We start from the raw sequence: 12,934 nt of genomic DNA, 5'->3' as shown, positions 1-12,934 counted from the left end.
GACTCCTTCTTCTCGTCGTCGTTGTCGTCGTCGCCCGGGATGTAGACGTCCTGGACGGTCACGTTGACCTCGGCGACCTCCATGCCGACGATCTGGGTCAGCGCGCGGGCGACCGACGAACGCACGCCGTCGGCGACCTGCTGCAGCGAGACGGGGTACTCGGCGACGATCACGATGTCAGCGGCGACCTGCTTCTCGCCGACCTCGACCTTGACGCCCTGGCCGAAGTCGCGCTGGCCGATCGCGTCGCGGATCGCACCGATCGCACGGGCAGCACCCTTGCCGAGCGAGTGCACGCCGTTGACCTCGCGGGCCGCGATGCCGGCGACCTTCTCGACCACGGTGTCGTCGATGACCGTCTTGCCCGAGGGGTTGGAGCCAGCGGCGTGGGTGCCTGCGGCGCGGGAGCCGGCGAGGGTGTTGGGGGTCGTGGTGTCAGCCATGTCGATTCCTTCCGTTCGTCCCGCCGGGCGTTCCCAGCGGTTGCTGTTCACGGAGGAGACGGGACACCCCAGACGGAAGTCACGCCGGGCTGAGATCCTCCATCGACTTCCCAGACAACGGCCGTTCCAGCACGTTCTTGTCCCCCGTTCTGCTTCCGCGGAGAGCGACCGTTCGGAAAGCGGCCGCACCGTGACGCGGTGTGACCGGAAAGCGCGCATCCGCGGTGTACCCCGGTCGGGAACGCGCGGCGACGCTGCCCCGGTGGTAATGAGGCCGATGCCGGCGGTGGTCAGCGCCAGCGGAGTCGGCGTCCGGCCGCGGTGTCGTTCCACGAGGCGGTCAGCGCCTCGTCGCCGGTGGAGTGGGGTCCCGCGTGGCCGTCCTCCCGGCCGCAGCGCCACCGGTCGAATACGCTCATGCAGAGGTCCCGGACGGGAGCCTGCGGATCGAGTGCGGCGGCGGTCGGCGCGGTGTCGTGGGCGGAGGTCGGCTCGGTGGCCTCGGGTGTGGCGTCGTCGTGCATGTCCCCAGGAAGACGTCACCGCGGGGCCGGATGTCACGAAACCGTCGTCGTCGCGGCTTCCCGGGCACGTCGTCGTCCGGTGGTGCATGCTCGGAGTTCCGATCGACCGGTCGGGGCCACGACGGACCGGAAGGCGGGGATGAACGACGACGATCCCCTCCGACGCGGTTCCGACGCGACACTCGTCGCCCGGGCGGCCGACGGTGACGTGCTCGCGTTCGAGGTGCTCGCCCGACGGCACGGTGCCCTGATGCGCGTGTACGCCGAGCAGGTCCTCGGCTCGACCATCGAGTCGGACGACGTCGTGCAGGAGGCCTTCCTCACGGGGTGGCGCAAGCTGTCCGACCTCGAGGACCCCGCGCGCTTCCGGTCGTGGATGCTGCAGATCACCACGAGGAAGGCGCTCGACCGACTCCGGCGCCGACGGCACCACGACGAGCTCGGCGACGTCGAGGCCCCTGCCGACGCGGCACGCAGCCCGGAGCGTATCGTCGAGAAGAGGCTGCAGTTGGACGCCCTGCTGACGGCACTCGACCGGCTCCCGGCCGACCAACGCCGCTGCTGGCTCCTCCGCGAGACCGCCGGGTACAGCTACCAGCAGATCGCCGACGAACTCGAGCTGTCCACGTCCACCGTCCGCGGACTCCTCGCACGAGCACGACGGTTCCTCGCTGCCGAGATGGAGGGATGGCGATGACCGACCACGACCTCCCGAGTCCCGACGACGACCTCCCGCTCCCCGACGACGACCTCGACGGGCACACCATCGAGGAGCTCGCCGACTACCTCGACCGCGGCCGCGAACCCCGTGCCGCGTCCATCGAGTCCTCGCCCGGGTGTCGGCTCGCCCTGGCGAACATGCAGCGCCTCCGCGAGCTGTCGTTCGGCGCGCTGCAACGCCGTGCCGAGGACGAAGCCGGTCGTGAGACCGCCTGGATCGACCGGCTGCTCGACACGATCCGCGCCGAGGTCCGGTCCGGACGGGACGTCCCGATCGCGCACCCCGACCCGCGTCTGCGTCTCGCGATGACCGAGGCCGCGGTGCGCGGGGTCGTCCGGCGTGCCGGCGACGCCCTCCGCGAGGTCGTGATGGGACGCTGCGAGCTCGACGGCGACGTGGACGTGCCGGGGTCGCCCGTCCGGGTCGCGGTGACCGCTGGCCTGCTCTACGGCGCCCCCGCCGAGGCGACCGCCGACCGGCTCCGCGACGCCGTGGCCACCGCACTCGCCCGCCACACCGAACTCACGATCGAGTCGATCGACGTCCGCTTCGACGACGTCGTCCTGCCCTGAGGAGCCCACCGTGGACGATGCAGCGCTGTCGAGCGAACTCACCTCCGCGATCCGCGAGGTACCCGGCGTGGTGGCGGTCTACCCGCCCCGACCGATCGTGCACGCCGCGGCCGAGGTCGTCGCCACCGCCCTCGCCCTCCGGGAGCCGGACGTGCTCGTGGACATCGACCGACACGGCGCCACCGTGCGCATCGCCGCCGGCATCGCGGTCTCGGGCGACCGGCCCGCACCGGACACGGTCCGCGACGTCGGCGAACGCGTCCGCGATCTCGTCGACCAGCGGGTCGACGGCGGAGCCGACCTCGTCACGGTGACCGTCCGCCTGGTCGAGGACGCGGTCACGCCCGGCGCGACCACCTGACGGCCGGGAGGCGCGGGGCGGCGCCGCCACGCGCCTCCCGGCCGTCACCTGGCCGGCGCCGCGGGGCCTGCCCGTTCTGCCCCGTCGACTGGGGTATCCGTCGAGCCTGCCCGCCGAGCACCTCCCTCCGAATGATCCTCACGCATCCACCCGAGGATCGGACCGCACCGTGCTCATGCCCGCCCCCGTCGCCGACCCGGCGACCTTCGCACCGATGGTGCGCCGCCACACCCGTCTCGTGCACGCCGCCGCGATGAGCATCCTGCACTCCCCCGCGGACGCCGACGACGTGGTGCAGGAGACCTTCCTCGCCGCGTGGACCCACCTCGACACGATCGACGACCCGACCGCGATCTGCGGATGGCTCGTGACGACTGCGCGCCGTCGGGCGTACGACCGAGTCCGGCGCGCTGCCCGACGCCCGCTCGACGAACTCGACGAGTCGGTGCCCGCGCCCGACGACACCACGCCGACCCACGTGTGCGAACGGTCGTCGCTCGTGCACGCGGTCCGGGCCGTGCTCGCGTCGATGCCCGCCCTGCAGCGTCGGTGCTGGGAGCTCCGGCACCTCGACGGGCTGGCCTACGGAGAGGTCGCGGCGGTCCTCGGTCGGCCGGTGTCGACCGTCCGTGGGATGCTCGCTCGGGCACGGCGGACGCTCGAGCAGGAGCTGGCCGGCTGGCGGTAGCGTCGACGCATGCCGTCGTACTCGATCCGCTCCACCCGCGAGGACGATTGGCCGCTCGTCCGTGCCCTCCGCATCGAGAACGCCACGGACAACGCGATCTCGTACGGAGCGACGCCGGACGCCACCCGTGCGATGACCGAGGACGACTGGCGGATGCGCGCCCGTCGGGGCACCGCGCCCGACGCCACGAGCCTCGCCGCGACGGAACTCCGAACCGGGCGGTGGATCGGGATGATGAGCGCGCAGACCGGGGACGCCGACGGCCCCGAGCCCGTGCTCACCGGGGTGTACGTCACCCCCGGGTTCCGCGGCCGGACGCACGGCGTGGCCGACGCGCTCCTCGACGGCGTCCTCGCATGGGCCTCCGGACGCGCGTCGGTGCTCCGGCTGTACGTGTACGAGCACGCGGAACCCGCACGCCGCTTCTACGATCGTCGGGGGTTCCGACCCACCGGGCGGGCACGGGACCTGCACCTCCTCGGGGCGGACGTGCGACCGGAGGACGGTCGCACGATCGAGATGGTCCTGCCGCTCGACTGACTGACGGGACCGTCCGGCCGTCCGGTCGGTCGCTCGTGTTCAGGTCCCTCGAGGACCCTCGGTCCGTACGGCGTCCGTCCCGGCGACGCCGACGACGGCCGACTCCGCTGGTGTCGCCCCGACGGCGGCCTCCCGGAAGCGCTCGGCGGCCGCGGTCCGGACGCGGTGGAGCACCCCGCCCTCGTCCTCCTCGAGCCGGACGAGTCCCATCCGGCGCAGGTACGGGGTCTTCCGGTCGCTCGCGGCACGGTCGACCACGACGGCATCGGGCAGCTCGAACTCCTCGACGTTCCGCCCACCTGCGGCGTACGACCAGTCCACGAAGTCGAACAGCGGCCACCACGTGAACCCACGGACGTCGGTCCCGGACGCGGCGAGCGCCCGCACGGTGTCGGCGGCGTCGCGGACCCAGGCGGACCGGAGCTCGTCGGGGCCCTCGATCGAGGTCTCGGTGACCAGCATCGGCAGCCGGTACCGCTCGGCGAACCGGCCGAGCGCGTCGGCGAGCCCGTCGGTCCAGCGGTCGTGCGTGTGCTGGACCGTGCCGCCGGCGCCCGCGATGAGACGCCGAGGGGTGAGGTCGGGGTAGTAGTTCACGCCGAGCAGGTCGACCGCGACGGCTCCGTCGACCAGTTCGCGCAGCCCCGACTCGGTCGCGCCGTGCTCGAGCAGCCAGCCGTGCGCCGGGTGTCCGGGGACGACGCGGCCGAGCACGAGGTCGGTCGGGACGGTTCCGAGCACCTCGAGCAGCGCCGCCTCCGCACGGGTCGCCCCGTCCCCGTCGCCGGACTCGACGAGGGTGCTCGCCTCGACGTGCACGACCACCGCACGAGGGTTCGCGGCGCGGACGGCCCGGACGCTCCGCTGGATGCCGGTGGCGATCGCGAGGACCACGCACGTCCATCCCGTCCACCCGGACAGCCCCGGTGGCCAGACCCCGCGGAGTCCCGCGAACGACGCGGTCGTGATCGGCTCGTTGAGCGGGGTGACGTGATCGACGACACCCGCGTACCGCTCGGCGAACGCTCCGGCGAACTCGGCGATCGCATCCGGGTACCGCGGGTCCGCGAAGGAGTCGTCGAGCCAGGTGGGTGTGCCGTAGTGGACGAGGTCGGCGATGACGGTGACACCGCCGTCCGCCGCACGGGGCAGCCGTTCGTCGAGGACGGACCAGTCGAACCGTCCGGGGCCGAGGTGCACCTTCGGCCAGTCGACGCCGTACCGGAGGGCCGTCGCCCCGAGGTCCCGCACGGTGTCGAGGTCAGCGCGCCAGGCCTCGTCGTGCCCGGTGAGCACGTGTTCGTCGAGCGGCGCCATCGCGAAGCGGGCTGGTGGGTAGACGCACGTGTCCTCGATGCCGAGCGCCCAGGTGAACGTCCCGGACGCGAACGCCTGCCCCGGCAGGCCGGCGCCCGGGGTGCCGCGCGTCACTTCAGTCCCGAGGTGGCGACGCCCGCGACGAAGTACTTCTGCGCGAAGAAGAACCCGAGGGCGATGGGCAGGAGGGAGATCACGGCCCCGGCGAGCAGCACCGCGTGGTCCGTGACGTGCGCGCCGCCGAACAGCGTGAGCCCGGCGGGCAGCGTCAGCATGTCGTTCGAGGTGCTCACGACGAGCGGCCAGAGCAGGTCGTTCCACAGCGCCATCCCGTTGAGCACGGCCACGGTCGCGATCGCGGGCTTCGCCAGCGGCAGGATCACCTGCCAGTAGATGCGCCAGTGCCCGGCGCCGTCGATGCGCGCCGCCTCGTCGAGCTCCGGCGGGATGTCGATGAAGAACTGCCGGAACAGGAAGATCCCGAACGCACTCGTCGCCCTGGGGATGATGAGCCCCTGGTACGTGTTGAGCCACCCGAGGTGGAACAGCTCGACGAACACCGGGATGAGCGTCACCTGGAACGGCACCATGAGCGTCGCGATGACGAGCACGAACGCGACGTTCCGCCCGACGAACCGCATCCGGGCGAGGGCGTAGGCGCACATCGAGTCGAACAGCAGCGTCAGCAGGGTGGTCACGATCGTGAACACGAGCGAGTTGAGGAGCAACCGCAGGAACGGCAGCTGCGACCACACGCCCTCGTAACCGTGCAGCGTGATGCTCGTCGGGAACAACGATGCCGGGTGTCCGAAGAGGTCTGCCTCGGACCGGAAACTCCCGCTCACCATCCAGACGAAGGGGACGAGCGCGAACACGAGTCCGATCCCGAGGTACACCCACTTCAGGACGGAGCCGGTGACGACGAGGCCGCTCCGGCGACCGTGTCGCCCCGGTCGGTGGCCGGCAGACGGCCGGGAGGCACGGGTCGGCTCCGCCACGGACGGTCGCCGGGTCGCGGTGTCAGTCGACATCGTCGTACCGGAAGAGTCGGAGCTGCAGGAGTGAGATGAGCATGATGATGACGAAGAGGACCCAGGAGATCGCCGAGGCGTAGCCGGTCTGGTAGTTCACGAAGCCATCCCGGTAGAGCAGGTTGACGAGGGAGTCCGTCGCGAACACGGGGCCACCGCCGGTCATGACGTAGATGAGGTCGAAGACCTGGAACGACTGGATCGTCAGGATCATCGACGTGAACAGGAGCGTCGGGCGGATGCTCGGCAGGGTGATCCGCCAGACGGTCTGCCAGCGGTTCGCACCGTCGAGCTCGGCGGCCTCGTACCGCTCCCCCGGCACGCCCTTGAGCCCGGCGATGAAGAGGATCATCGCGAAGCCGATGCTCTTCCAGACCGACACGAAGATGACGGTCGGCAGCGCGAGCGAGGTCGACTGCAGCCAGGCGACGCTCGGCAGACCGAACAGCGCCGTGAGCCCGCCGACGAGGCCGATGTCCGGGTCGAGGAGGAACTTCCAGACGAGGCCGATGGTGACGAGCGAAACGATCGTCGGGAAGAAGAACACCGAGCGGACGATCCGGTTGAGCAGGGTGTCCCGTTGCAGGAGCAGTGCGGCGACGAACCCGAGCACCACGAGCAGCACGACGGAGACGACCGTGTACTCGAGCGTCACCCGCAGGGCGTTCCAGAACTGCGGGTCGTGGGCGAGCTGGACGTAGTTCCCGAACCCGACGAACTGCTGCGAAACGGCACCCACCGTCCAGTCGAAGAACGAGTAGTACAGCGAGCGCAGGATCGGGAAGAGGACGAACACGCCGAGGATGAGCAGCGACGGGGCCATGAACAGCCAAGCGGGCTGGAAGCGGCGCGTTCGGCGGCGGGTGGGGCGTGCCTCCCGGCCGGCGGTGGAGGCGGGGGCCCCGTCACGCGTGCTGCGTGACGGGGCCGACCCGGTGAGCTGGTCGGTCACTGGCTGCAACCGGTCAGACCGTCGATGGTCTGCGCCGCTTCCTTCGTCGCGTCGGCGACGGAGGTGCCGCGGGTGATCTTGCCGATCATCGGGACGTAGGCGTCGGAGTCCACCTTGGTGGCGTTCGTGACGTGCGGCAGGTAGAGACGGGAGTCGGGAACCTGGCTCGCGAACACCGAGACGGTGGCGTCGGCCTTGAGGTCCGCGTCGTCGGAGAGGTCGGTGCGGAGCGGCGGGAAGCCGGTCTGCAGCGAGAACTTCTGCTGCGCGGTCTTCGACGTCCAGTAGGCGAGGAACTCCTGGGCCTGCGTCGGGTACTTGGTCTTCGCGGAGATCGACAGCGGAGCGATCGAGCCGAGGGTCGTCGACTTGCCGTCCACACCGACCGGGACCTTCACGATGCCGAGGTCGATGCCCGCCGACTCGTACCCGGGTGCTGCCCACGGTCCGTTGATCTCCATGGCGGCCTTGCCGGCGGAGAACAGCGAGTCGGCCTCGGCGCCGGTCAGACCGACCGGGCTGACCTTGTCCTTCGCGACGAGGTCGCCCCAGGTCTCCAGACCCTGCTGCGAGGCCTTCGTCTGGACGGCGCTGCACCCCTTGCTCGTGACGATGTCCCCGCCCTCGAGCCACTGGAGCACCGGCCACATCTGGATGGTCTGGTTGTCGGCGAGCGCGATCCCGTACTTGCCACCGGTCGTCAGCTGCTTCGCGTCGGCCGCCATCTCCTGCACGGTCGTCGGCGGGTTCGCGATGCCGGCGTCGGCGAAGAGCTTCTTGTTGTAGTAGAGGCTCAGCGTCGCGAAGTTGGCGGGGACGCCGTAGAGCTTGCCGTCGTAGGTGAACTCCTCCACCGTGCCGGGTGCGAACTCCGAGGTGTTGATCTTGCCGTCGCCGCTGCCGGTCATCGTGATCGGCAGCACCGAGTTCGTCTTCACGTACTGTGCGACGGCGTTCGGGTCGCTCGACACCGCGGCCACGTCGGGGCCCTGGCCGGTGAGCCACGCCGAGGGGAGCTTCTGCTGGATCGTGTCCCACGGCTGCACGGTCATGTCGACCTTGATCTTCGGGTGGGACTTCTCGAATTCCTTGACGATCGTGGCGTAGCCGGGGCGGTCGCCACCGGTGAACCCGGTCCAGACCTTGAGGGTGACGGGGCCGTCGCTGCTCGCCGCGCCGCCGGCGGAACAGCCGGTGAGGACGAGGGCGAGGGCGGCGGCGCCGGAGACGACCGCGAGGGTCGTGCGTGCGTGCTTCATCGTGAACGCTCCTTTGCGTTGCAGGGGGTGCGCAGGACGGGTGTTCGGTGTCGATCGGTGCGCGGGACGGAAGTGAGGGAGAGCGGGGAAGGGTCAGGGAGTGGGGTGCTCGGTGTCGTCGTCGCAACCGCAGGATCCGCGGAGGACGACCTCGACCGGCAGCTCGGTGTGCCGGTCGTTGCCGTCGCCGCCATCGGTGCCGGAGCGAGGACCGTCCACGAGCCCGAAGAGACGCTCGGTCGCGATCCGGCCCATCTCCTCGGCGGGGACGCGGATGGTCGTGATCCCCGGGGTCGTGACGCGGGCGAGCCCGAAATCGTCGAAGCCGACGACCGAGACGTCCTCGGGTACCCGGACCCCGGCGCGGCGGAGGACCCGCAGGCCACCCACCGCCATGTCGTCGTTCGCGAAGACGATGCCGTCCGGCAGCTCGCCCTCGTCCCGGAGACCGGCGAGCAGTTGTTCGACGGCGGCGGCGCCCGAGGCCTCGGAGAGGTCCCCCTCGGCGACGGACACGTCGACGAGGCCGAGCCGGTCCGCCGCCCGGAGGAAGCCGTCGCGCCGGTCGATACCGGTCTGGTGGTCGAGCGTTCCGGTCACGTGGAGGAGTCGACGCCGCCCGTGGACGGTGACGAGGTGATCGACGAGCTGCTCGGTGGCCGCGACGTCGTCGATCCCGACCGACACCGCCTGTGCGAGGTGCGGGTAGTTGCCGACGAGGACGACGGGCAACCCGCTCGCGACGAGGGCCTGGACGTGGTCGTCGTCGATCGCCGCACTCGTGACGATGGCGCCGTCGGCGGTGCGGGACCGCATGACCCGCTCGTACGCGACCCCGCCGGTGGACGTGTCGGCGTTCGTCGAGACGATCACCTGCGCGTCGTGTGCGTTCGCCGCGGTCGACATCCCGGTGAGGACGTGCATGAAGTAGAGGTGGCCGAAGACGTGCGTCGACGAGTTCGGGACGATGAGGGCGACGGCGTCGGCGCGCTGGCTGCGCAGTGCGCGGCCGGCGGAGCTGGGGACGTAGCCGAGCTCGTCGGCCGCCCGCTTGACCGCGGCTCGGGTCTTCTCGCTGATGCGCTCGTGGCCGGACAGTGCCATGCTCGCCGCGGCCGAGGTCACGCCGACCTTGGCGGCCACGTCCTTGAGGGTCACGGACTTCGGCACGGGCGCCTCCTCGCGTCGCTTTATCGATTAACTGCGACCATCATGCATCTGCTTGATCGATTCAGCAAGCCTTTCGTCGAACCCGGCGCCCGAGACGGACGGGAGGCCCGTGGCGGCGTCGCCACGGGCCTCCCGTCCGTCCTGTGGACAGTCCTCGATCAATTGAACCGGAACACCTGCGGTGCCTGCCCGTTGCAGTCGTAGAGCTGCAGCGGGGTCTGGTTCGCCGTGTTGCCGGACGGCACGTCGAGGCACCGTCCGGACTGCGGGTTGAGCACCGAGCCGTTCGCCTGGGGTACCCACTGCTGCCCGCCGACACCGTTGCACGTGTACAGCTCCAGGTGCGTGCCGTTCGCCGTCGCGTTGCCGTCGAGGTCGAGGCACCGGCCGAGCGTCCGGATCGTGTGGTCGGACGCGTTGTAGGCCCACTGCTGGTCGGACGTCTGCTCGTCCGTCAACAGGGTCTGGCAGTCGTACACCTGCACCTGCTGGCCGTTCTGCTGCAGGTCGTTGCCTGCGACGTCGACGCACTTGTCGCCGATCGTGCGGATCGGCACCGACGCCACGAACTTCTGCGCCTGGTTCCCGTTGCAGTCGTAGAGCTGCAGCGCCGTGCCGTTCGCGGTGTTGCCGGACGGATCGTCCAGGCAGCGGCCGGACTGCGGGTTCTTGATCGACCCGTCGGGCTGCACGATCCACTGCTGCCCGCCCACACCGTTGCAGTCGTACAGCTCGACGTGCGTGCCGTTCGCCGTGCCGTTGCCGTTCACGTCGAGGCACCGCCCGAGCGTGCTCAGCGTGTGGGCGCCGTACACGTTCCCGAGCCAGTGCTGGTCGGCCGCGAGCGCCTGGCAGTCCCAGAGCTGGACGACCGCGGTGTTGCCGCCGGTGTCGTCCCCGGACACGTCGACGCACTTGCCACCCGGTCCGGTGATGAACGAGCCCGGACCCCCGCCGGTGGACACGCCCTGGTAGTTCTGCGCGACGACGTTCGCCTGCACGGCGTTGTCCGCAGCGTCGGAGGAGTACCCCGACGTCATGACACCCTCGAAGAAGGACTGCGTCCCGCGGTTCGAGTTGTCCCCGCCGGCCCCGAGCACGATCGACCCCTCGAGCTTCATCGGCGTGTAGCCCTGCCCGTCACCGTCCTTGTCGGTCGGCAGCGGCCCCTCGTACCACTTCGACAGCGAGCCGCCCTGCGCGTCACCGCCCTTCAGTGCGAAGTTCGCGACACCGTCGTTCTTGAGCAGCGCCGTGACGAACTTCGTGCTGTTGCCTGTGTTCGCCGTGTTGATCGCCGTCCTGCCCTCGTAGACGCCGTTCTCCAGGTCGGCCTGCACCCAGGGTCCGCGACCGGCGCTGCCCGTGCCGTTGAGCATCGAGAGGTTGAGGGCGTCCATGTGCCCCTTGCCGGTGTCCTTCTCCTGGGTCTCGACGTTGCCGAAGTCGGAACAGCACCCGTGGTTCACGTTGGTGCCACTCGCGACCTCGTACATCGACTCGGGGCTCGCACCACGCGCGGTCCCCTTCGCGAGCGTGCTCGAGATGCGGTAGGCGACCTGCTGCGGCATGAAGATGCCGTACGCCTTGTGGCCGGCCACCGTGATCGGCAGCGCCGTGGCGTTCGCGGGGTTGTTCGCCGGACCCGCATCACCCGCCGGGGCGACGGTGAGGTCGTTGTGGTTCGACGACTGGTCGTAGATCTTCGGGATGGTGCACGTCGTGCCGGAGCAGAACGTGTCCTGCGCCGCGGCGTTCGCGTACCCACCAGCGGCGAGGAGTCCGATGTTCGTGGTCGCCCCGTCCGAGGCGCGCTGCACCTGGTAGAGCGGCCCGTTGTACGAGGAGTACAGCGCCCGGGTGGAGCTGTACGCGGCGACACACGAGGTGCCGGCGCTGGCGTAGGTGTCGCACGGTCCGGCGGTCGCGGCAGCAGCGCTGCCGGTCCCTGCCGAGACGGCGAACAGGCTCCCGGTGACGAGAGCGAGAGCCCCGAGGAGGGCGGCGACGGTGCGCCGTGACCTCGAGGTCGACCCGATGTGCATGGATGCGGTCCTTCCGAGCGTCGTTGCTGGGGATGGCGGTCGATCGTCGGGTTCGCAGCGGTTGACGCTGCTTAATCGATTAACCACCGTCAAGGCTACGCCGGTTCCGGACGGCGGGCAACCGGTGCAGGACACTGAGCGTGTGGATGGACTGCGGACGGACCGGCTCCTGCTGCGCCCGTGGACGGTCGGAGACGCACACTTCCACCGGCAGCTCTGGGAGGAGCGCGACCCCCGGGTTCCTGCACATCGACGCATCTCCGCGGACGGGCGCCCCACCGTCGCGGAGCTCGAGGAACGACTCCGGGTGTACGAGCACGCGCCTGCTCCCGGGCTGCTCGTCGTCGAGGCGATCGGTACCGCGACACCGCTCGGGTACTGCGGACTCGTGCCGAACAGCGTCGGGGTCCCGGCCGAGCCCGAGCTGGCGTACGAGTTCCTCCCGGAGCACCGGGGACGGGGCTACGCGACCGAGGCGGCGCGGGCGGTCGTCGACCGTGCGGCATCGATCGGGTACGCGCACCTCGCCTCGACGGTCCGAGAGTGGAACACCGCGTCGCTGCGTGTGCTCGACAAGCTCGGCTTCGTCGACACCGGCGACCGCGAGGTCGACCCGGTGCACGGCGACTCGATCCTGCTCCGACTGCATCTGCACTGATCGGCGTCCGAGCGCTCCGTCCCGGCGGCCGTGATGCCACGCGGCCCGGTTCAAGGCGGACACGGGTCCAGGCGGACGGGAGGCCCGTGGCGGCGTCGCCACGGGCCTCCCGTCCGGTGGGTGGTCGCGTCTCAGCGACCGGGCGCCTCGCCCGGTGCGGGGCGGACCCCGGCCGTCGGCGACTCGGCCGACGACTCGGACCGACGCGCGTCCAGCGGCTCCGTCAGGGCGTCCCGGATGATCCGCCGCGGGTCGTACCGACGTGGGTCGAGGTCGGACCAGTCGATGTCGACGCCGGTCTCCTGCTCGATCTCCGCCTTCGTCGTGTCGGCCCAGTCACGGACCCGGCGGACGACCACCGCGAGCTGCCGGGAGTACCCGACGAGTCGCTGCGGGCCGAGGCAGAACGCGGCGATGACCAGGATGACGACGATCTTGTCGACGTCCACGGCCGTGTCAGTCACGGGGCGCCGCGGGCGGGACGTCCGGGCTGGCGTCGTCGCTGGCCCGGACCTCCTTGCGGAAGACGGTGAGCGACTGCCCGAGGCCCTTCGCGAGCGCGGGGAGCTTCGTCGCGCCGAAGAGCAGGACGACGATGGCGAGCACGATGAGCAGGTGTGCGCCGGTGAGGTTGCCGATCATGGTGGGTCCTT

At 70.7% G+C, this 12,934-nt stretch carries 16 protein-coding genes; 6 read left to right on the top strand and 10 right to left on the bottom strand.

Annotated features, from left to right (window positions below; all coding sequences use genetic code 11):
- Positions 1–443: Asp23/Gls24 family envelope stress response protein (locus ACIPYW_RS16925; protein WP_400415618.1), on the bottom strand; the 443-nt coding region annotated here is incomplete at its 3' end.
- Positions 444–733: 290 nt separating this feature from the next.
- Positions 734–967: a hypothetical protein gene (locus ACIPYW_RS16920; protein ID WP_400415615.1), complete on the bottom strand. Its 234-nt coding sequence runs from the start codon at positions 965–967 to the stop codon at positions 734–736.
- A gap of 139 nt (positions 968–1,106) precedes the next feature.
- Between ACIPYW_RS16920 and ACIPYW_RS16915 the strand changes: the two genes are divergently transcribed.
- The 5 genes from ACIPYW_RS16915 to ACIPYW_RS16895 all read left to right on the top strand — a co-directional run bounded on the left by ACIPYW_RS16915 (position 1,107) and on the right by ACIPYW_RS16895 (position 3,849).
- Positions 1,107–1,664, top strand: coding sequence for an RNA polymerase sigma factor (locus tag ACIPYW_RS16915; RefSeq protein WP_400415613.1), 558 nt, complete (start codon positions 1,107–1,109; stop codon positions 1,662–1,664).
- A complete protein-coding gene (locus ACIPYW_RS16910; RefSeq protein WP_400415611.1) occupies positions 1,661–2,260 on the top strand; it encodes a hypothetical protein in 600 nt (199 codons plus the stop codon). Before ACIPYW_RS16915 ends, ACIPYW_RS16910 begins: the two co-directional genes overlap by 4 nt.
- Positions 2,261–2,270: 10 nt before the next feature.
- Positions 2,271–2,621, top strand: a complete 351-nt coding sequence (locus ACIPYW_RS16905; protein ID WP_400415609.1) for a hypothetical protein — start codon at positions 2,271–2,273, stop codon at positions 2,619–2,621.
- A gap of 175 nt (positions 2,622–2,796) precedes the next feature.
- Positions 2,797–3,309: an RNA polymerase sigma factor gene (locus tag ACIPYW_RS16900; protein ID WP_400415625.1), complete on the top strand. Its 513-nt coding sequence runs from the start codon at positions 2,797–2,799 to the stop codon at positions 3,307–3,309.
- A gap of 9 nt (positions 3,310–3,318) precedes the next feature.
- A complete protein-coding gene (locus ACIPYW_RS16895) occupies positions 3,319–3,849 on the top strand; it encodes a GNAT family N-acetyltransferase (protein ID WP_400415607.1) in 531 nt (176 codons plus the stop codon).
- A gap of 39 nt (positions 3,850–3,888) precedes the next feature.
- Here the strand turns inward: ACIPYW_RS16895 and ACIPYW_RS16890 are convergent, their stop codons facing one another.
- From ACIPYW_RS16890 to ACIPYW_RS16865, 6 genes are all read right to left on the bottom strand, one after another.
- Entirely contained in the window at positions 3,889–5,280 is a 1,392-nt protein-coding gene (locus tag ACIPYW_RS16890; protein ID WP_400415604.1) for a family 1 glycosylhydrolase, read from the bottom strand.
- Positions 5,277–6,197 (bottom strand): carbohydrate ABC transporter permease, encoded by a 921-nt coding sequence (locus tag ACIPYW_RS16885; protein WP_400415602.1) that lies wholly within the window; start codon positions 6,195–6,197, stop codon positions 5,277–5,279. Before ACIPYW_RS16885 ends, ACIPYW_RS16890 begins: the two co-directional genes overlap by 4 nt.
- Positions 6,187–7,020 carry a carbohydrate ABC transporter permease gene (locus ACIPYW_RS16880; RefSeq protein WP_400415599.1) on the bottom strand — a complete coding sequence of 278 codons (834 nt, stop codon included), beginning with the start codon at positions 7,018–7,020 and terminating at the stop codon, positions 6,187–6,189. The genes ACIPYW_RS16885 and ACIPYW_RS16880 overlap by 11 nt, the downstream gene beginning before the upstream one ends.
- A gap of 125 nt (positions 7,021–7,145) precedes the next feature.
- Entirely contained in the window at positions 7,146–8,408 is a 1,263-nt protein-coding gene (locus ACIPYW_RS16875; RefSeq protein WP_400415596.1) for an extracellular solute-binding protein, read from the bottom strand.
- Positions 8,409–8,501: 93 nt separating this feature from the next.
- Positions 8,502–9,578 (bottom strand): LacI family DNA-binding transcriptional regulator, encoded by a 1,077-nt coding sequence (locus ACIPYW_RS16870; protein ID WP_400415594.1) that lies wholly within the window; start codon positions 9,576–9,578, stop codon positions 8,502–8,504.
- A 158-nt stretch (positions 9,579–9,736) separates the two neighbouring features.
- On the bottom strand, positions 9,737–11,623 hold the full coding sequence (locus ACIPYW_RS16865; protein ID WP_400415592.1) for an arabinofuranosidase catalytic domain-containing protein: 1,887 nt from the start codon (positions 11,621–11,623) through the stop codon (positions 9,737–9,739).
- 142 nt (positions 11,624–11,765) lie between these two features.
- On the opposite strand from ACIPYW_RS16865, the gene ACIPYW_RS16860 reads away from it, so the two are divergent.
- Positions 11,766–12,281 (top strand): GNAT family N-acetyltransferase, encoded by a 516-nt coding sequence (locus tag ACIPYW_RS16860; protein WP_400415590.1) that lies wholly within the window; start codon positions 11,766–11,768, stop codon positions 12,279–12,281.
- A gap of 131 nt (positions 12,282–12,412) precedes the next feature.
- Here the strand turns inward: ACIPYW_RS16860 and ACIPYW_RS16855 are convergent, their stop codons facing one another.
- Both ACIPYW_RS16855 and ACIPYW_RS16850 read right to left on the bottom strand, forming a co-directional pair.
- A complete protein-coding gene (locus ACIPYW_RS16855; protein ID WP_400415588.1) occupies positions 12,413–12,745 on the bottom strand; it encodes a hypothetical protein in 333 nt (110 codons plus the stop codon).
- Positions 12,738–12,923, bottom strand: coding sequence for a twin-arginine translocase TatA/TatE family subunit (locus tag ACIPYW_RS16850; protein ID WP_400415586.1), 186 nt, complete (start codon positions 12,921–12,923; stop codon positions 12,738–12,740). The genes ACIPYW_RS16855 and ACIPYW_RS16850 overlap by 8 nt, the downstream gene beginning before the upstream one ends.
- Positions 12,924–12,934: the final 11 nt, after the last annotated feature.

It is taken from the genome of Curtobacterium sp. NPDC089689, from assembly GCF_044749145.1.
Taxonomy (GTDB): Bacteria; Actinomycetota; Actinomycetes; order Actinomycetales; family Microbacteriaceae; genus Curtobacterium.
The sequence above is the reverse complement of the archived record's forward strand: the minus strand, read 5'-3'. Positions and strand labels throughout refer to the sequence as shown.